The organism is Streptomyces sp. NPDC001634 (assembly GCF_040298185.1).
GTDB lineage: Bacteria > Actinomycetota > Actinomycetes > Streptomycetales > Streptomycetaceae > Streptomyces.
This window is the reverse complement of record NZ_JBEOZU010000032.1, coordinates 60,577-80,116: the sequence shown is the minus strand read 5'-3', so window position 1 is coordinate 80,116 and position 19,540 is coordinate 60,577. Positions and strand designations below refer to the sequence as shown.

The following is a 19,540-nucleotide window of genomic DNA, read 5'->3' as shown; positions in this document are numbered from 1 at the left end:
ACGGCGACCTCACAGCGTCAGGCGGGTCAGCCGACCGGCTGCGGAGAGGTGAGCCAGGAGAGGCGGGCATCGATGATCTTCGATCAATGGCATGACCGGGCAGCAGATGACGATTGGCGTGAGACAAGCCGTCGCAACGCGCGCTCTGTACAGACCACCGTCGGATGGATCTTCTGGGATCCCGGGGCTGTGGCGCGGTTCGAGGCCCATGGCCTCCCAGGGCCGTTCGGCTACATCGCTTCCCGCGGCGCGCCACTCGCGCCTGCCGGGGCCGAGGCACTGACCGCCGCGTTCGGCACCATCAGCTCGGTCGGCATCGCCGTCACCTTCGACCTCTTGAAGGGGGATGCGGCCGCCTTCCGCGAATTCTGGCACCTGCGGGACGAGGCTGTCGACGAGGGGCTGCGTCGCTATGCGCCCGACATCGTCGACCCGCTGGTCGAGATGGGGCCGACACTGTGGTCCGCGGTCGACCGCCTCCCGAGGCTGGGCCGCGTGCTGTTCGGTGCGACCGTGTCCATGCCTCGTCCACGGAACCCTTTGCTGTCGGGCTGGCACGCTGTGAACGCGATCCGCGAATGGCGGGGGGACTCGCATTGGGCCTTGATGGCCTCGGCCGGTCTGACGTCCTCGGAGGCATCGATCATTCACAACGAATGGTTGGGCTACAAAGACGACTGGCTGAGCAAATCCCGGGGTCAGACCGAAGAGGAGATCAACCATGGCTGGGAAATGCTGTCGCGGAAGGGATTCGCAGCAGATCGCAGGCTCCTTCCTTCCGGTCTACGGCTGCGTCAGCAGCTGGAGGACCTCACCGACGGTCTGACCGCCCTGCCATGGCAGCTCGTCGGCGCGGATTTCTCAACGGAGTTCGCGGAGCGCCTCGAACCCCCTTGTGAACTGCTCCTTGCACGCGTGGATGAAACCGCGGGACCGAACTACCAGCCTGCTTCGCGCGTGCGGAAGCGATACCGAGACCCCGAGGGGGACGGCACGAGCTGACGCTCCCTGACCTCGAACGCGAAGGTGATCACGTCGGTCCAGGGCCAGTGGCCGACGAGGCGCGAGCCGGTTGTGCGCGGCAGTGCACTCGCGCGCCCGGCTCAGTCCTGCCGTTCAGCAGCTTCAGTGTCAGCAGGTCCGGCGGAAGTAGCCGCTCGTGCCCTTGGACACGACCGACTGATCGCGGCGGACAATGCTCAGTGTGCTGCTCCAGCGGGAGCACGCTTCCGACAGGCCCTTCGCCGTGTACTCGACCACGAACACGTTGTTGTCGAACGCCTTGGCGAACTCGCCGCACTCATTCCACTCGCCGCATTCCTCCACCACGGCGAAGTCCAGACCCACGGAGGCACGGTCGGACACAAGCTCAGCGGTGTCCTTCTGGGCAACGGCCACGCCCTTCTCATGAGCGTGCACCGACAGCAGCTTCATCAACGCCTTTGCCTGGTTCGCCGTGAGGTATTTCGAGAAGCGGGTGAAGGTGTCGTAGTTGTCGGGCTCGATGGCCTTGTACCCCTTGGCCGCGCAGTCGTCGATCCATGTGTTCAGCTTGGCAGCGATGCGCTGCCGCTTGGCGTCCGTGCGGATGTCCAGGACGGCCTCGTCCCAGTCCTTGTCGTAGACGACATGCCGGTTGGCGTCGCGCAGCAGCAGGTCGGTGTCCCAGTCACTTTCCGCGCCCTCCTGTACCTGGAAGGCATTGATATTGCAGATGTTGTAGGCACCCGGCGCGGGCGCGTCCTCGTGGCTGCGACTGACCACCTTCACGCCGGTCGGCGGGGTGTAAGCGCCGCCGATCTGGTAGTCCCACCGCACGTGCTTCGGCGGTAGCGTCACCGCGGCGGCGGACGCGGGCGCGGTGGGCGACTGGAAGGTGTTGTTCTGGTGCGACCCGGCTTTCACTGCCGTGATGCTCAGCCCGGTGACGGCCAGGGCGGCGGCGAGGCCGAGGAGGAGGCGCCGCCCTCGACGTCCGTGAGCGGTTCGAGTCCGGTCCGTTCCCCCCTTCACCTCGGCGGTGGCCAGGTCTCGTGGAACAGGGCGCGTAGGGGAAACATGGCGGCTGGTTACCGCTGAGTCGGCCACTCCCGGCGCGACCGGCGCGGCGGAATCCGGCAGGGTCTGGAGAACACGGTGCAGTTCGGCGAGTTCGGGCCGGGCGGCCGGATCCTTGTCCAGGCAGCGTTCGGCAATGCTCCGGAGCGGTTCGGCGACTCCATCCAGGTCCGGTGCCGCGTATATCACCTGATAGCCCGTCAAATAGGGACTGCTTCCGTCGAACGGACGGTTGCCAGTGGCCGCGTACACCAGCAGCGACCCCAGCGAGAAGACGTCCGAGGCCGCGGTGACATCCCGCGGCGCGGTGAACTGCTCCGGTGACATGAAAGGCGGGGTGCCGATCAGCCGCCCGGTCACGGTGAGGGCCTGGTTGTCGACGGCGTGTGAGATGCCGAAGTCGATGACGCGGGGTCCGTCCTCGGCCATCAGGACGTTGCTCGGCTTCAGATCACGGTGCACCACACCCGCCCGGTGGATGTCCCGCAGCGCCTCGACAAGGCCCAGCGCGAGGGCACGCAACTCGCCCCCGAGCAGCGGGCCGTCCTTGGCCACGATGTCCGACAGCGTGCGGCCCCGTACATACTGTGTCGCCATCCACGGCTGTTCGGCGTCCGGATCGGCGTCCACCACCGGGGCCGTGAATGCCCCGCTCACCCGGCGGACGGCCGCGACCTCCTGCCTGAAGCGCGTCCGGAACTCCTCGTCCTGCGCGTACTGCGCGTGCACGACCTTGATCGCGACCTGCCGCCCCGAGACCGAACGGCCCAGATAGACGACACCCATGCCGCCGCTTCCGAGCCGGCCGACCAGTGCATAGCCGCCTATGGACTCGGGATCGCCGGGGCTCAGCGACATCACCGGTCACCTTTCCCATGTGCCGTGCTTCGAAAAGCCGTTCAGGGGCATCAGACTAACTTGAATCTTTAACGTCGCGGTCGAAGGGTTCGTCGTACTTGATCACTGCCATTCCCGCCGGCGCTCATGTGCGCGGCCTTCGGCTGGATCATGTGCTCCGATCAAGGAACACATGTGTCCAGCAGGAAGGCCGTGAGGATGAGTCTGTCGCATCACGCTCTACGACGCGCCGGCCGCGGGCCGGGGGGACATCGCCCGCCTGGCGGGTCCTGGCCGCGGTGGAGCTGCTGCGTGCAGCGGACGACCCGGCCGGTCCTGGCCGGCCCCTGCGGACCGTCGCCTCACTGGCCCGGGCCGCCCGAGCAACGGCCCGGATCCCACCGTGCCCCAGAACGCGAGCCTCTGCCCCCATCAGCAGTCGGCGCTGCCCCTCACCAGGTGAGTCCTTCCGCGACGAGTCCGGCCACCGACTCCTCGGCGGCGGTCATCGCAACCCAGCCGTGGGTGAACGGCTCGCGGACCACAAGTCGACGGCGGACGCCGAGGTCGCGCAGCTTGCCGCGGATCCGGCGGGCGTCCCAGACCGCTCCCAGGTCCGTGTAACGAGCGAGGGCGTGACCGAGGGTAGCCACGCCGGCCGCGTGGTCGGAGGCGAGCAGGCACGTGCCCAGGTCCTCGGTGGCCATGGCTCACTCCAGCGGCCGGCGGCACTGCTCGAAGCCGTCCATCGCGGCCTGCAGGTCGCGCTCGTTGTTCGACAGCAGGCCCTGTGTCAGACCGTGCGCCAATGAGTTCCCCCGCAATTGAGAAGGGGGGTGAAGCGGGCGATGATGTGGTGCCGGCCCGTCCGATCGCCGTGCTGGCAAGATAGCGGCATGGAACGTGTGCTTGGAATCGGTGGATACTTCATGCGGGCCGCCGACCCGGCGGCCCTGAGCGCGTGGTATCGCGATTGCCTGGGCCTGGACGCCGATGAGAACGGCCTGTGGCGTCAGGGCGCCGGGCCGACAGTGTTCGCGACGTTCGAGTCCGAGACCGACTACTTCGGGTCCCGCGCCCAGCAGACCATGCTCAACTTCCGGGTCCGCGACCTGGACGCGATGCTCGCGCAATTGCGCGCCAAGGGAGCGGACGTGGCTGAAGAGACGCAGGACATGGAGGGTGTCGGTCGATTCGGCTGGGTCACCGACCCTGAGGGCAATCGGGTCGAGCTGTGGCAGCCCGCCTGACCGCGTCTTCACACAGGCGGTGACGTGCCGGTGGCCCACTGGGTTGCCGAGGTGTGAACCTTGATCAGGCCCGCGCGGCCGTGTCCCATGACGCCTTCTGCAAGCTGTCACGGGAACACCTTGGCGAGCTTGTCACCGAACTCGGGCCGGAGTGGTTGGCCCGCTACGAGTCCGGACAGCCGCCGACGGCGCCGCGGCGACCGGCCGCGCCAGGCCGGCGTTGGGTCGGCGCTGAGCCGAGGACGTATCCCGCCCGTTCGTGGGGGTAAGGCTCGGCCCAGGACCAGGCCGACATCGGCGGACGGCTCAGCCGAGACGGAGCCGTAGGTGACCCTTGATCTCTTCGGCCGGCGACCGAAGTCTCATCCGCGCTTGCGGAGGTACGCCTCCAGCTCGGCGGCCCCGGTCAGCATCGCCCGCCCGCGGGCGGACAGTCGGCCGCGCCAGTCGTACAGTGCGGCCTCCAGTGGCTCCAGCCCGCCGGCCGCCCGCACCTGGGCGATCAGCGGAGCGATCTGCTCCAGCAGATAGCCGCCCCGCCTGAGTTGGTGGGCCAGCCGGGCATCCCGTACGTCGGCCTCGTCGTAGACGCGGTACCCGGTCCGCGGGTCGCGACGCGGGCGCACCAGCCCGGCGCGCTCCCATTTGCGCAGCGTGGCAGGCCGGATTCCGAGCTTGCCTGCCAGCGGCCCGATGAACGTGCCGCCGGGCCCCGCCACCGCGGCCGGCTCGGAGGCCACACCGGGCTCGGACGCCGTGGTGGGCTCCAGGTCACGGAGGGCGCTCTCCACGGCCTGAAGGGTCCGGCGGTCGTCGAGAAGCTGGGCGTGGCTCTCGTCGATGAGGCGGAACGCCTCCTCGACCGTGCCCTCGTTGACCGCCCGCATGATCGACGTCGCTGTCTGGTGGCCGTGGCCGGGCACCAGGGCGAGGAACGCGCGCAGGGCTCCCGCGTGCAGCGAGGTATAGGTGCGGTAGCCGTGGGGTGTGCGACCGGCGGCCGGAAGGATGCCGGCCTCCTCGTAGTTCCTGATCGCCTGCGTGGACAGACCGTGCCCGCGCGCCAGATCAACCGGCCTGAGCCGATCGCTGCTTTGAAGGTTTTGCCCCATGAACCTGCCGATATCGCGAGAAAGTTTCAATCGAGGGTTCAACGATACCGTTGAAGGCATGGCTACTTGCATCAAGGACACCACGCATGCCGTCGAGGCCACCGCCGTCATGAGGCTGCTCCCGGGCAGGCCGCGGCTGCTCGCCCTGGGCGAGCCCACCCACGGCGAGGAGCCTCTGCTCGACCTGCGCAACGAGCTCTTCCGGCAGCTCGTCGAGCAGGAGGGCTACCGGACGATCGCGATCGAGAGCGACTGCATGATGGGCCTGGCCGTGGACGACTACGTCACCTCGGGCACGGGCACCCTCGATGAGGTCATGGAGCACGGATTCAGCCACGGCTGGGGCACCTCCGCGGCCAACCGCGAGCTCGTGCGCTGGATGCGTGCCTACAACGACGGCCGGCCCGCGTCCGAGCGGCTCCGCTTCGCCGGTTTCGACGGCCCGCTGGAGATCACCGGCGCCGCGAGCCCCCGGCAGGCCCTCACCGCACTCCACGGCTACCTCTCGGCCCGGGTGGACGCGGACCTGCTCCCCTGCACCGCGGAAACCCTCGACCGCCTGCTCGGCGCCGACGACCGGTGGACCGATCCCGCCGCGATGATGGACCCGGCCCACTCCGTGGGGCAGTCGGCCGAGGCCAGGGAACTGCGGCTGCTCGCCGACGATCTGGTGGCGCTGCTCGACGAGCAGACGCCGCACCTGATCACGGCGACATCGCGGGAGGACTGGAACCGGGCGCGCCTGTACGGGCGTACCGCAACCGGCCTGCTGCGCTACCACTTCTGGATGGCGGACACCTCGCCAAGCCGCATGACGCGGCTGCTGGGCCTGCGGGATTCGATGATGGCCGCCAATCTGCTCGTCATCGCCGAGCGGGGACCGGCGCTGGTGCACGCCCACAACGGCCATCTCCAGCGCGACAAGAGCACGATGCGCATGTGGGACCAGCCGCTGCTGGAGTGGTGGAGCGCGGGCGCGCTGGTGAGCGCCCACCTGGGCGAGGAGTACGCCTTCCTGGCCACGGTCCTCGGCACGATCCGGCACCAGGGAGTGGACACCCCGCCACCGGACACCGTCGAAGGACTCCTGTACGCCCTCCCGGAGGACCGCTACGCCGTCGACGCCCCCCGGCTGGCCACCGCCATCGGAGACACGCCGCCCGCCCCCCGCGTGTCCCCTTACTACGGCTACTCTTCACTTGACCCGGCCCACCTGGCCGGAATCGACGGGATCGTGTTCGTCAAGGACGTCCCGCAGAGCTAGTGCCACCATCAGCATTCAGGCCTGTCGGGGCGCCTCGGATGCGCGGGAGAAATCCCTGAGTCAACCGGCTCGTACACGGAGCGATGCAGCTGACCGGGCCCGGCGTCTGGGGGAGCCGAAGGATCCCGAGGAGGCTGTGCGTGTACCGCGCCGCGCCGTCGAGCTGGGCGTGCACCTCATCGACACCGCAGACTCCTACGGCCCATTCGTCAGCGAACAGTTCATCCGCAAGGCACTGCGCCCTTACCCGGCGGGCTTGGTGATCGCCACCAAAGGCGGGCCGTCCCGATCCGGCCCGGACGACTGGCGGCCACTGGGGCCGCCCGAATACCTACGGCAGCAGACCGAACTGAGCCTGCGCCACCTGGGCGTGGAACGCATCAACCTCTACCAGCTGCACCGCATCGACCCCAAGGTGCCGCCGGCCGACCAGATCGGCGAGCTTCGCCTGCTGCAGCAGGAGGGAACGCCGAACGGGAGAACCTGTGGGCTTCATCCCCTGGTTCCCGATGGCCACCGGCCGGCTGGCGCGTGAAGACGGCTCGCTGGACACGCTGGCCAAGACGTACGGCGCGAGCCCCTCCCAGCTCGCCCTGGCCTGACTGCTGCGCCGCTCCCCCGTCATGCTGCCCATTCCCGGCACCTCCCGCGTGTCCCACGTCGAGGAGAACACCCTGGCTGCACAGATCACCCTCAGCGACGCCGAGTTCCAGGCGCTCGGCCAGGCCGTGTAAGCGGCGGCCCGACCAGCCCGGCCCGCCGTTTGCCGGTGGCGCCGGGCCAGAAAAGATCCACGCGCAGAGATCCACAGCACGAGAAGACCATCGCTTCGGCATCTTCAGCCATGAACTGCGCTCCGAAGACCCGACACTTCAAGACCAGCGGCGTGACGCGGCAGCCGAACTGGAAGATCCCGGCTTCGGCGCGATCTGGCTCGGCGGCAACAGCAGCGTGCACCACGCGGCGAAGCCGGCCGAGTCCACCTCCGACGGTCCAAGCTCGAGCTCGATCACATGTCCTTCGCGCACATCGGCTCGGGACGCAATGAGGGTAGGCCGGCCACTGAGGTCGGGAGCGGGACCGTGCCGGTGCCGACTGATGAATGGCCGGCACCGGTCGATGGTCTTGGTTCACCAGGTGACGGGCAGTTCGTGGAGACCGTAGATCACCGCGTCGTACTTGAAGCGGGCGTCCTCCACCGGAACCGCCGGGCGGCGGCGAGGGAATACACCGACACCAGGTCCCGCCTGAGCGCCAACGCGATCGTCTGCGTCTCCCTGGCCGCCGCCCCCACCCAGGCCCTGACGACCGGGCAGGAGTGGCGACGCAAAGTCACGTGATCTACGAGTCGCAGGAGCTCGCGCACCTCCTGATGCAACATGGCTCAAACAGGTTCGGGTTGCGGTTCCGGTTGCCGCACTGGTGCAGCCTTCGGTGCCCACAGTTTGATGTTCCGTACGTAGCCGCGGACCACTGAGGTCAACGCCAGAATGACAAGTGGTCCAAACACCCACGGATGTTTGGCCATCTCCATCGGCATATAGCGATACGACACCAAGAGCACAGCGAAGACCGTTGCGCCGAAGGTGACCAGCTGGATTCCTGACCGATCCCAGCCACGTTCTAGCGAGCGCAGCGCTGCCTCGATCGTGAGCGCGAACACCACACCGGCCACGAGATCCACGCCGTAGTGATAGCCGAATCCCAGCGTTGCGCAGAGCGTGGCAATCAACCAGAACGCGCCCGCGAACCGCAGAATCCGTGGGCCCGTGCGGGAATGAACAAAAATCGCGGTGGCCCACGCTGTGTGCAGGCTGGGCATGCAGTTGCGTGGGGTGGTCTCGTCGAATGGCATCGGGTGCGGGGTATTGATCGGCGGCGGCGTGTCCGGCCACAGGTTGGCCACCGCCCAGTGAGGGCCGCCGGTACCGAAGGCGCCGGTGCCGTAGGCGAAGACCGGTCCGACCACCGGGAAGATCATGTAGATGGCCGGCCCGAGGATGCCGATCACGAGGAAGGTGCGCACCAGATGATGGCCCGGGAAGCGGCGCTCGACCGCCACATTACGCAGCTGGTACACCGCGACGATGACCGCGGCCACCGCAAGCTGAATGTAGACGTAGTCGAGAACATGGGCGCCGATCGGACCGGTGGCCCTGACAATCCGGCCTGCCAGCCACGACGGGTTGCCCAGCGCATGATCGGCAGTTGCCGCGTACTGGTCGAGCACCGCCGGGCGGGTCTTCGACGTGATGAGTAGCCAGACATCGCCGGCCTTGCGGCCGGCCACCAGCAGCAGGCCCAGCCCGACGCCCTTCAGCAGCAGGACACGCTCCTGGCCCGTGCGGCGCGTGACAGCGATGACCGCATAGCCCAAAATCACCCACAACGCGCCGTTGCCGAAGGGGTGGCCGTCGGTCACCTTGGTGCCGACCGCCCACCGCACCAGAAGGAAGGCGACATCGATGCCGATCGCGGAACCAGCCGCGATGAACCGTTGCCGCCGGGGGAGCACCACCATCATCAACGCCATACTGGCGTACAAAAGGAAACCCGATTTAGGGGGGAATATCACCTCGAGTACCTGGTTGGTGATCGGCCCCGGCAGACCATAGCGACGCGCGGCGATCTCCAGCGCGACAAGGAATCCGAGGGCGACCACACCCACCGCGACCCACAGCATCGCCCCTGGTTGCCGCCGCGCGACGAATTTAATTCTGCAGTTTATTCGCGAAAACACTCGCGATGTTATAGATATCAATTGTTTGACCGATTTGCTAGATGTTTACCAAAGGGCCACTATTCGTGCCGGATGGCATGAGTTTCCGGTGAAGGACGGGCGACGAGGGTACTCGTCATGAGTTCGATCATGCTATCGGTGCGGTGTGGGTGGATTTCACTGGTCACGGGTGGTGCGAAGGTCGGTCGATCCTGGCTCGATGGCCCAGCGTCGCGGGCCGAGCAGGCTGACGGCGGATCAGGGGCGGGTTGGGAGAGTGCGACTCGGGTGCGGGTGCGACAGTGGCAGGCGCGGGCGATGGCCCGGTGAGCGTCGGATGCAGTCCACGACTTGCACTCGCACCGGCCGTGGTAAGGCCCACCTTGCTTCTGCCGCGCAGGACGCAACGGACACGGCGTGCCGCGGACAGCAGCCAAGTGATCACCCACGAAGGCCGGGCGCCCTCCACCTCGTTAACAATCAAGTCGGCAGTGACTGAAGGCTTGTTGACGGGCCGCAGGGAGAAGTTCAGCCAACGGTCGAGTGCGTGCGGAGGCATCGGAACCGCCGGTTCCGTCACCGTGCTGGGTGCCCCCCACTGAGCTGGAGGAGGTTGCAGATGGATCCGCACCGACGACTGGCCAGAAGGCTGAGTACCTTGGTGGCCGCACTGCTGCTCGCCCTGGCGCCGACGATCTCAGGTGGCGCTGCGTCCGCGCAGACGGCCGGGACCGTTCCGGCGTTCGACCACGTGTTCACCATCCTGATGGAGAACCATTCGTACAACGAGATCGTCGGCAACAGCCAGGCGCCGTACATCAACTCGCTTGTCAGCCAGTACGGCATCGCGTCGAACTACTTCGCGGTCGGGCACCCGAGCCTGCCGAACTACCTGGAACTGACCGGTGGATCGAACTTCGGCATCACCACCGACTGCAACCCGTCGCAATGCACGGTGAACCAGCCGAACATCGCGGCGGACCGGATCACGCCGGCCGGCAAGACCTGGAAAGCGTACGAGGAATCGATGCCGGCGCCCTGCACGCTGTCCGACTCGGGCGAGTATGCGGTGCGGCACAACCCGTTCGTCTACTACACCGACGTTCAGACCACGTCGCAGTGCAACAACGACGTGCCGTACACCCAGCTCGCCACCGACCTCGGCTCGACGGCCAGCACACCGAACTACGTGTTCATCACCCCGAACCTGATCAACGACATGCACGACGGCACGATCGCCCAAGGCGACACCTGGCTGTCGCAGAACGTGCCGACCATCCTCAACTCCCCCGCCTTCACCAGCCAGAACTCGGTGCTCAACATCGTGTGGGACGAGGACGACAGCAGCCAGAGCAATCAGGTGCCGTCGATCATGATCAGCAAGTCGACCACGGCCGGCTACCACTCGACCAACCTGTACAACCACTACTCCTGGCTGGCCACGATCGAGTCCGCATGGGGTCTCGCTCCGCTGACCAGCAACGACGGCGGCGCCACCCCGATGTCGGACTTCTTCGTACCGCAGGTCGGCCAGACCCTGCCCGGTGCCCCGACCAACGTGACCGCCACCGCCGGCCGCCGGCAGGCGACCGTCTCCTGGACACCGCCGGCCAGCAACGGAGGCTGCTCGATCACGCAGTACAACGTGGTCGGCTCCCCCGGCGGTAGCGCGACAGTCAGCGGCACCTCGACCAGCGCCACCATCACCGGCCTCACCCCCGGAACCAGCTACACCTTCACCGTCTCCGCCACCAACTGCGTGGGCACTGGACCCGGCTCATCCCCGTCCAACCCGGTCGTTCCGACCAAGCACTGATTCCGCCGGGCGCCTCTGAGTGCGACTCCGCTCAGGGGCGCCCGGACTTGGGGACGCGGGCAACAACGTGGGTCTTCGAACTTGAGCCGTACGCTTCGCCAGGTCTTCTGACGGGTTGCTCCGGTGCATGACCCTGACCGCCGCTGCCCCGGGCCAGGCCTCGACGAACTGAGCCACCAGGGCCGCCGCGATCGCAGGCGGGAGATCGGCCGATCTACGCCTCCCCTGACGGTCGGGGCCCACAATTGGCCCCCCTGCTCCTCCCCCGCCGGCATGCCGCCCGCCACTGGTCTGCGGTTTGCGTTCTACGGCCGGGTGTCGGCCGAGGACGATCAGGACCCAGTGACATCGCGGGGCTTGGCAAGTATTGCGCGCCCAGGGCCTGGTGTCGGGACACGGGCGAATCGTCGCCGAGTTCTTCGACACCGGGCGCAGCCGCACTGTGCCCTGGGCGCACCGTCCGGAGGCCGCAGCCCTGCCGGCGGCGATGGCCGGCTCCGGCCGGAACTTCGATGCGGTTGTCATCAGCTCAAGTGAACGCGCCTTCTACGGCATCCAGTTCGCGGCCGTGGCTCCGCTCTTCGACCACTGTGGCGTCGAGGTGTGGGTGCCGGAGCTGGGCGGCGCAACCTGCGCTCTTGACGCTGCTGGCAGGGCTGCTGCGGTGCGGCGTGTGAGGTCGGCGCATGAAAGCCCACTGGACCCCCGCCGTCCCGACTACCGATGCCGCCATAGCCACACCAGCGCCACCCGCCCCGGCTCCACGTCGAGCAGCGTTCAGCGGGGGCTGAGCCGGTTCCGGCGTGATGCCGCTCGTGAGCGCGGGGCCTATGTGGATCCCGCCGTGCGCGACATCTGCGCATCGATTACGGCGGTCTCCGTGCTCGCCTTCACCGACCACAGGGCGCCGGTCTTCCCCGGCCCGGTTCGGCTGAATGCATCCTTCGCCGCAGCACCGCCCACTGCTAGCGTCGGGCGAGCCGGGAGACGGAGGCAGGCGATGGCAGCCGAGGTGATCGATCTGGTCGCGATGGGCGAGGACTTCGTCCGCGATCCATATCCGGTTTACGCGGCGCTGCGGGAGCGCGGCCCCGTCCACAAGGTGCGGATTCCGGAGGGTACGGAGGCCTGGCTTGTTGTCGGGCACGAGGCCGGCCGGGCCGCGCTTGTGGATCCGCGATTGTCCAAGCAGTGGGAGAACGCCTCGCCTTCCTTTCCGATCCCCAATCCATCGGCGGGGCCCCACATGCTCAACTCCGATCCGCCGGACCATGAGCGGCTGCGCAAGCTGGTCGTCCGCGAGTTCACTCCGCGCCGGATCGAGCAGCTCTCGCCGCGGGTACGGCAGATCACCGACGAGTTGCTCGACGCGATGGTGGCCCTTCCGGAAGGGCGGGCCGATCTCGTCGAGGCACTCTCGTTCCCGCTTCCGATCTCGGTGATCTGCGAGCTGCTCGGTGTGCCGATGCTCGACCGGGCCGCGTTCCGCGCCTGGACCGGCACGATCCTCACCGACCCCGACCCGGGGGCGCGGCTGGCGGCGACGGGCGAGGTGGCCACGTATCTCGTCGACTTGCTGGAGCGCAAGCGCCAGGCCCCGGGCCAGGACCTGATGAGCGCCCTGATCCGCACCACCGACGAGGACGGCGACCGGCTGTCCGCGAACGAACTGCGCGGTACCGCCTGGCTGCTGCTGGTCGCGGGGCATGAGACCACGGTCAATCTGATCTCCAACGGCGTATTGGCCCTGCTGACCCATCCCGACCAACTCGCCGCACTGCGCCAGGACATGACGCTCATCGACAACGCGGTGGAGGAGATGCTGCGCTACGACGGGCCGGTGGAGACGCCGACGTTCAGGTTCACCACCGAGCCGGTCGAGATCGGCACTACGGTCATCCCCGGCGGTGGTGAGCTGGTCCTCGTGGCCCTGGCCGACGCAAACCATGACCCGGCACGCTTCCCCGACCCCAGCCGCTTCGACATCCGGCGGCCCGCCAACGGCCATGTCGCCTTCGGTCACGGCATCCACTACTGCCTCGGCGCGCCGCTCGCCCGCATGGAGGCTCGGATCGCGATGCGTGCCCTGCTGGAGCGCTGCCCCGACCTCGCACTCGACGCCCACCCGGCCGCCCTGACCTGGCGCCACGGAATGCTCATCCGGGGCCCACGTCAGCTGCCGGTGCGGTGGAAGTCCTGACCTTGCGCTTGCGTATTACCTCATTCGTGCTGGTGCGGATTCCCTCATGGAGGCCCGGGAGGTGGTGGCCGGCGCGACATCGTCCGTTCCGGGCATGGCCACGGAGCCACACCACCTGGGCCATGTTCCTGCACCCTCAAGCGCAGGCCATCCGCACCACCGATTTCTTCGAGACCGAGGCCCCTGACCGGGGCGACGCTGTACGTCCTCGCGGTAATCGGGCACGCCACCCCGTGGGTGCGATCCTCGGCGCGACCGGACACCCGACCGCGGCATGGGTCACCCAACTCGCCCGACACATGGTCATGGAACTCCGGGACACGGGCGCCGGCTCGCCGCGCCACTCCGTCCCCCGGCCCAAACCGATCACCGCACACGGCCGGCTCACCCATGTCGGGCGGGCCGGTCCCCGGGCTCGTGCCCGGGAACCGGCCCGCCGTCGTGACTGCCTGCAGTGCCTTTACTGGCCGAAGCCGTAGGCGAACAGGTGGTCGGTGCCCGTCGAGCCCGTCACCGGCAGCGTGATCGACGCCACCTGCTTGGACGAATCCAGCGGGACCTTCGTGGCGAAGACGTAGGTCTTGACGTTGTCCCGGCCCCCGCTTCCGGTGTTCCGGTAGGCCGTCGTGACGGCCGTCGCGTCACTCGCCAGCGGCTTGCTGGACCCGCCGTTGAGCGTCCAGTCCGAGAAGCCGACCATCGCCTGCGAGGTGGTGCCGTCGGTGTAGGTGACGGTCACCGTGCCCGTGACCCCGCTACCGTCGGTCGGCGCGTTGGTCGCGGCGCCCAGCAGACCCAGCGACGCGCCCGACGTGCCGGCCGGCACCGAGATGGTCTGGCCGGCCATCTCCAGGTTGTCCAGCTGACCGGACGTCACCGTCGGCCAGGTGTAGGAGATGCCGTCGGCCGTGAGGGTGGAGCCGCTCGTGACGCCCGCCGCCGACAGCGCGTTCTGCGAGAACGCCCAACCGCCGTTGTCGAAGCCGCCCGAGAAGCTGGTGCCGTCGGGGTAGATGCCCTCGTTGGTGTCGAACGGCCACAGCGCACCGGCCTTGGCCACGGCCACACGGAGGGTCGCCCCGCTCAGCGCCGCACCGGTGCTGTGGTCGGTCAGTGCAAAGGTGACCGGAAACGTCCCCTCGCTCGCGCCCGCCGTCACGTGGACCTTCGCCTCGGCACTGCCCGAGGCGGGCACCGTCAGCGAGCCGGACACCGTGTCCAGCGTGACACCGGAGGGCGCCGTCGCCTTCCAGTCCACCGTGACGGCCTCGCTGCCGAGGTTGGTCAGGTCGAGCGTGCCGTCACCGGACGCGCCCGGCTGGAGCACCAGGCCATCGCTGGAGGGACCGGTCGCGGCCAGCACCCGGCCGCCGCCCGTGGTGTCCGACGGCGGCACGGCCGACGGGTCGGACGCCCAGGAGGTGTTGGGCTGGGTGCCGAGCGTGAAGTCGATCGTGCCCGCGCCCTTGAACTGCTGGTACGTCAGCCAGGAGGTCTTCCACTCCTTGCCCTTGACGTCGAGCGACTGCACGTACGGCGCGTCGGTCGCGGCCTGCGGCGCGTTGATCCGCACCGTCTTGGCGCCTGGGAAGGTCACCTGGGCCACCGGGAACACCGGACTGCCGAGCGCCAGGGTGTCCGTGCCCGGGGTCTCCGGGTACATGCCGAGCTCGGACCAGACGTACCAGGAACTCATCGCGCCGAGGTCGTCGTTGCCGAACGAGCCGACCGGAGCGTTGAAGTACAGGTTCTGCTGAGCCTTGCGGACAGCCGCCTGAGTCTTCCACGGCCGGCCCGTGTAGTCGTACTCCCAGGGGATCTCCACGCTGGGCTCGTTGCTCAGGTCGGCGTTGGTGTTGCCGGGGTTCGTGATGTTGTCGAGCAGGCTGTCCAGGTAGGACGAGTACGCGTTGTCACCGCCGCGTGCCTGGATGAGCTGCTGCAGGTTGAACGGGACCATCGGCGTGTACTGGGCCGACGTACCCTCCACGAAGCCGTTGGAGGTGCCGGGGGTGAAACCGCCCGCGAACCGACCGTCCTTGTTCTTGCCCTGCATGTAGCCGGTCTGTGGGTTGAAGACGTTCATCCAGTCCTGGGCGCGGGTGGCGAACTTCTCGTAGACAGCCGTGTTGCCCAGCGACTTCGCAAAGGCGGCGAGGGCGTAGTCGGCGGAGTCGTACTCCAGCTGTGTGGAGACCGGGCCGTAGAAGTTGCAGCAGCCGTAGTCGTTCTCGTCCAGCGGGAGATAGCCCTTCGCGTCCCGCACCGACTCGCCGGGGCGGTCGTTGTTCGGGACGGTGGCCTCGTGCTGCAGTGCGGCAAGTGCCTTGTCCGTGTCGAAGCCCGTCGCGCCGAAGGCGTACGCGTCGGCAATGATGCCGGCGGCCGGGTCACCGACCATCACGTAGCTCTCGCCGTTGTTCGAGGCCCACTTGGGCAGCAGGCCCGTCTGGTCGTAGCCGTTGAGCATCGAGGTGACGACGTCGCCGGCGACCTTGGGCTCGACCATCGCCATCAGCTGGGTCTGGGAGCGGTAGGTGTCCCAGCCGGAGTAGTTGGCGTACTGGGCCTTCTGCCCCTTGGCCAGCCTGTGGACCTGGTTGTCCATGCCCATGTACTGGCCGTTGTCGTCCGAGAGGACGTTCGGGTGCAGCAGCGCGTGGTAGAGCGCGGTGTAGAACTGCACCTGTTGGTCCGAGGAGCCGCCGCCGACCTGGATCTTGTTCAGCACCGCGTTCCAGGCGTCGTGGTTGGCCTGCTCGACGGCGTCGACGTTCCAATTCCTGATCTCGGTGGCCAGGTTGCCCGCCGCGCCTGCGTCATTCGTGTACGAGATGCCGACCTTCGCGCTCACCGTCGGGTTGGAGGAGGTGTCGAAGGTCAGGTACATGCCGTTCGCACCCGTCGTGGGGGGCTGGGAGGCCTTGCCCGCGGTGGACGAGCGGGGCACAGCGCCGGCGCTCGGGGCGGGGGAAGGTGTGCCGGAGGCCTTGTCACCGCTCCCGTGGATCGTCGGGGCCGGCTTCGCGGGGACGGTGAAGTGCTTCTCCTTCAGCGGCGCCGACCTGGACGCCTGCGGGGGCTGCTGGACCTTGCCCGCCTTCAGCGATGTCGCATCGGGATTGATGGTGCTGCCGACCCAGGTGCCGCTCGCGGCGAACGGCTGGTCGAACTTGATGTCGAAGTGCAGCGTGTACCTGTTGCTCGCACCGCAGAAGTGACCGCTTTCGATCGCGCCGCTGATCTCCTTGTTGTTCACCACCTGGACGCGGGTTCCGTCCACCTGTGTGGCGCCCCCGCTGAGTTTGAACAGCAGGTTCGCCTGCCGGCCCGCGGGGAAGGTGAAGGTGCCCAGGCCGGCGCGGGTGGTGTCGGTCAGCTCGGTCTTCACCCCGTTGGCGTCGGTGACCTTGTAGTACCCGATGCCTGCCTGCTCGTCGTCGTGACTGAAGCCGACAGATGCGCTGCCGAGGTCGCCCGACAGCGCGCCGGTCACCGGCAGGATGGGCAGATCGCCCGCGACGGGGCAGCCGGGTCCCGAAAGGTGGGTGAGGCTGAAGCCGGAGATCTTGTTGTCGTTGTACTCGTAGCCGCCACCGTCAGGGCGGTCGGGCGTCGTGTCGGGACCCCATTGCACCATGCCGGCCGGCATGTCGGGGCCGGGGAAGGTGTCCACCGCACCGGAGGTGCCGATGAGGGGGTTGACGAGGGACGCGGGGTCGTTCACGAAGGTCGGCGTCACGGTACTCGCGGCATGGGCGCTCCCGATCGCCGGAAGCGGGATAGCGGCCATGCCCAGGACGGAGATCACGGCCAAACGTCGGCGGAATCTCTTTCGGTTACGTGGCGCAGCTGAACGTCGGGGTCTCACCATCGGTTGCCTCCGCAGCAGTTCGTGCTTCGCACATCAGATGCCGGCGCCCCGAAGAACGTCGGAGCGCCGGCGACAGGCAGGAGTTCCGGCCGCCCCCACGGCCTGACAACGTTGCCATGCCCGAGTGTTGAGTGAAACGCGTGTGCTTACGACATGTCAACGAGGCCAACAAGACTTTCTGAGTGCGAAGTTCACAGACGGGCACGTTCGGAGCCACCACCGCTGGCCCCGCGTGCCGCGCGCGAACCCGGGACCGGCGAGCGGCGGGGCTCTCCTCGCAGCAGGGGCGGCCGTCCACCCAAGTGACCGGCCGCCCCTGACAGTTCGAAAGGCTACGGGATGGTAGCGCCCTCCGCGCTCAGCGCCGCCGTCACCGGCTGGAAGAACGTCTCACCGCCGGAGGTGCAGTCACCGCTGCCGCCCGACGTCAGCCCGATCGCCGAACTGCCGTCGAAGAGCGCGCCGCCGCTGTCGCCGGCCTCGGCGCACACGTCGGTGTCGATCAGGCCGGAGACCGAGCCCTCCTCGTAGTTCACCGTGGCGTCGAGACCGGTGACCGAGCCGCCGTGCAGGCCGCTGGTGCTACCGCTGCGCTCGACCGACTCGCCGACGTAGGCGTCGGCCGCCCCGGTGATCTCCTGGGTGCTGCCGTCGTACAGGTCGACCTCACTGGCGGGGGCGGAGCTGGAGTCGTCGTACTGCACCAGGGCGTAGTCGGTGCCGGGGAACCGGGAGTCGACGGTCTGGCCGATCTCCGCTCCGCCTCCGGAGTCGGACCACGTCGAGGAGGCGTTGCCGCAGTGTCCGGCGGTCAGGAAGTAGGGTGCGCCGTCGACGGTCACATTGAACCCGAGCGAGCAGCGCACCGAGCTGCCCCAGATGGCGTCCCCTCCGGCGACCAGCAGCTTGAAGGGTGAGGCCGTGTGACGCAGGGCGGCCCTGTCGCCGAGCGCCTTGACCGCGGCGCCGAGCCGGGCGCGCTTCGCACCGGTGACCGTGGGGTCGGCGGTGACCACCACCTTGTCCTGCCGGGGATCGATCACCCAGGCGGTGCCGGCGATCCGGGCCTGCTTGGCCAAGTCGGCGATGACGGTGTGCAGTTGAGCCGTGGAGTAGCGCACGACTCTGGGTACGGCGCCGGTGTCGCGGACCTGCTGGGCCGCCGACGGGTCGGTGATGTTGACGACGAGCCGACGGGATGCGGCGTCGTAGTAGGAGCCGGCGGCGCGATTCCCGAGCCGGGCGGCGAGGGCGGCCGCGGCCTTGGCCTGGTGGGCCGGCGAGGCGGGCGCGGCGGTGGCCGCGCCGGCGCCCGGCAGGAGGACGGCGCTGACGGCGAGTGCCGCCGCTGCCGTGCCCGCTAGGGTGAGGCGGGCGGTGGATGTCGGACGGTACGTCACGTGTGAACCTCCTGAGGGGGGCGTCCCGCCCGCTGGGGCGGCCGGGACCGGAGGGTGAGCGGCACGCCACGTGTTGGCGCGACCATGCCAATGGAATGGACCGCCGACGAGTATCTCGACGCGCCACCCGCGGCCACAAGGAGCCTTTCCGGCCGCCCCCACGTGACGATTCGGGACGCACACCTCTGGGGGCCTCCGCCCGTAGTTCGCCACGACGAGGCCGAAGTTGTGCCAGTGAAGCGAGGACATGCCAATGCGTGGGTTCGTCCCCCACGTGTCCCCCAGCGATGGCATTCGTGCTCGCCCGGGGTGCGGGCCGGGTCGTAAGGTACTTGGCCATGAGCATCGAGGAGCCGAGCGACCGAGCCGAGCGCGATCCGCGTCTGCTGCGTGTCTCGCATGCGGACCGCGACCGGATGGTGGAGATCCTGCGGGATGCGGCGGCGGACGGCCGGCTGGACATCGATGAGCTCGAGGAGCGGGTGGAACGTGCGCTCACCGCGCGCACCTTCGCGGATCTGGAGCCGCTCGCGGAGGACCTGCCGGTCGCCGCGCCTGCTCCGCCGACCGTTCGTGCGCCCGCGCCGACGGCCCCGGCGGACGGGGAGGTGGAGCGGTGGCACGTGAGTGGCCAGCGGCTTCGCCGGGAGGGCGCATGGGTGGTGCCGCGCATCATCGAACTCGATGTGCACGGCGGCTCGGCACGGCTGGACTACACCGTGGCGCGGCTGCCGGAGGGCGGGCAGAGCACGCTCCGCATCTCGACGCACGGCGGAAGTGTGCGACTGACGGTGCCGCCGGGGATCGCGGTGGACCTGAGCGGGATCTCGACGCACGGCGGACGGGTCCGCGACAATGCCTCGCGGCACGCGGTGCCCGGGGCGGCGGTGACGCATGTGATCACGGTGACGGGATCGACGCATGGCGGGAGCGTGCGGGTGGAGGCGTCGGAAGCGAAATAGCGGGCGGAGCCGTTACCGTGCGCGTCCGCCAACCCCCTGGCTGGTAGC

At 68.5% G+C, this 19,540-nt stretch carries 13 protein-coding genes and 1 pseudogene; 8 read left to right on the top strand and 6 right to left on the bottom strand.

All coding sequences use genetic code 11. The features are described 5' to 3' along the window. The first annotated feature begins 72 nt into the window (after positions 1–72). Positions 73–1,002, top strand: a complete 930-nt coding sequence (locus ABT186_RS22580) for an SCO6745 family protein (RefSeq protein WP_351926452.1) — start codon at positions 73–75, stop codon at positions 1,000–1,002. Between the two features lie 129 nt (positions 1,003–1,131). Here ABT186_RS22580 and ABT186_RS22575 read toward each other — a convergent pair whose 3' ends face one another. Beyond that, positions 1,132–2,916 carry an endo alpha-1,4 polygalactosaminidase gene (locus tag ABT186_RS22575; RefSeq protein WP_351926450.1) on the bottom strand — a complete coding sequence of 595 codons (1,785 nt, stop codon included), beginning with the start codon at positions 2,914–2,916 and terminating at the stop codon, positions 1,132–1,134. 431 nt (positions 2,917–3,347) lie between these two features. Beyond that, positions 3,348–3,602: a hypothetical protein gene (locus ABT186_RS22570; protein ID WP_351224419.1), complete on the bottom strand. Its 255-nt coding sequence runs from the start codon at positions 3,600–3,602 to the stop codon at positions 3,348–3,350. A 189-nt stretch (positions 3,603–3,791) separates the two neighbouring features. On the opposite strand from ABT186_RS22570, the gene ABT186_RS22565 reads away from it, so the two are divergent. Continuing rightward, positions 3,792–4,145, top strand: a complete 354-nt coding sequence (locus ABT186_RS22565) for a VOC family protein (RefSeq protein ID WP_351224421.1) — start codon at positions 3,792–3,794, stop codon at positions 4,143–4,145. A 362-nt stretch (positions 4,146–4,507) separates the two neighbouring features. Here ABT186_RS22565 and ABT186_RS22560 read toward each other — a convergent pair whose 3' ends face one another. Beyond that, positions 4,508–5,257 carry a TioE family transcriptional regulator gene (locus tag ABT186_RS22560; RefSeq protein WP_351224423.1) on the bottom strand — a complete coding sequence of 250 codons (750 nt, stop codon included), beginning with the start codon at positions 5,255–5,257 and terminating at the stop codon, positions 4,508–4,510. A gap of 58 nt (positions 5,258–5,315) precedes the next feature. Here ABT186_RS22560 and ABT186_RS22555 point away from each other — a divergent pair, with 58 nt between their 5' ends. The 3 genes and pseudogenes from ABT186_RS22555 to ABT186_RS22545 all read left to right on the top strand — a co-directional run bounded on the left by ABT186_RS22555 (position 5,316) and on the right by ABT186_RS22545 (position 7,861). Further along, positions 5,316–6,521, top strand: a complete 1,206-nt coding sequence (locus tag ABT186_RS22555; RefSeq protein ID WP_351926448.1) for an erythromycin esterase family protein — start codon at positions 5,316–5,318, stop codon at positions 6,519–6,521. Positions 6,522–6,542: 21 nt separating this feature from the next. Then, positions 6,543–7,255, top strand: a pseudogene (locus ABT186_RS22550) (aldo/keto reductase). Positions 7,256–7,672: 417 nt separating this feature from the next. Continuing rightward, a complete protein-coding gene (locus tag ABT186_RS22545) occupies positions 7,673–7,861 on the top strand; it encodes a hypothetical protein (protein WP_351926491.1) in 189 nt (62 codons plus the stop codon). 44 nt (positions 7,862–7,905) lie between these two features. Here ABT186_RS22545 and ABT186_RS22540 read toward each other — a convergent pair whose 3' ends face one another. Beyond that, positions 7,906–9,204, bottom strand: coding sequence for a phosphatase PAP2 family protein (locus ABT186_RS22540; protein ID WP_351926446.1), 1,299 nt, complete (start codon positions 9,202–9,204; stop codon positions 7,906–7,908). 655 nt (positions 9,205–9,859) lie between these two features. Here ABT186_RS22540 and ABT186_RS22535 point away from each other — a divergent pair. Together ABT186_RS22535 and ABT186_RS22530 are read left to right on the top strand one after the other, a co-directional pair. Next, positions 9,860–11,056, top strand: coding sequence for an alkaline phosphatase family protein (locus ABT186_RS22535; protein WP_351926444.1), 1,197 nt, complete (start codon positions 9,860–9,862; stop codon positions 11,054–11,056). A gap of 1,000 nt (positions 11,057–12,056) precedes the next feature. Beyond that, positions 12,057–13,256 (top strand): cytochrome P450 family protein, encoded by a 1,200-nt coding sequence (locus ABT186_RS22530; protein WP_351926442.1) that lies wholly within the window; start codon positions 12,057–12,059, stop codon positions 13,254–13,256. Positions 13,257–13,716: 460 nt separating this feature from the next. Here the strand turns inward: ABT186_RS22530 and ABT186_RS22525 are convergent, their stop codons facing one another. Further along, complete coding sequence (locus ABT186_RS22525) at positions 13,717–17,067, bottom strand: GH92 family glycosyl hydrolase (RefSeq protein ID WP_351926440.1); 3,351 nt, start codon at positions 17,065–17,067, stop codon at positions 13,717–13,719. A 395-nt stretch (positions 17,068–17,462) separates the two neighbouring features. Beyond that, positions 17,463–18,530, bottom strand: coding sequence for a S1 family peptidase (locus ABT186_RS22520; protein WP_351926438.1), 1,068 nt, complete (start codon positions 18,528–18,530; stop codon positions 17,463–17,465). 338 nt (positions 18,531–18,868) lie between these two features. Between ABT186_RS22520 and ABT186_RS22515 the strand changes: the two genes are divergently transcribed. After that, on the top strand, positions 18,869–19,492 hold the full coding sequence (locus ABT186_RS22515) for a DUF1707 SHOCT-like domain-containing protein (protein ID WP_351926436.1): 624 nt from the start codon (positions 18,869–18,871) through the stop codon (positions 19,490–19,492). Positions 19,493–19,540 lie beyond the last annotated feature (48 nt).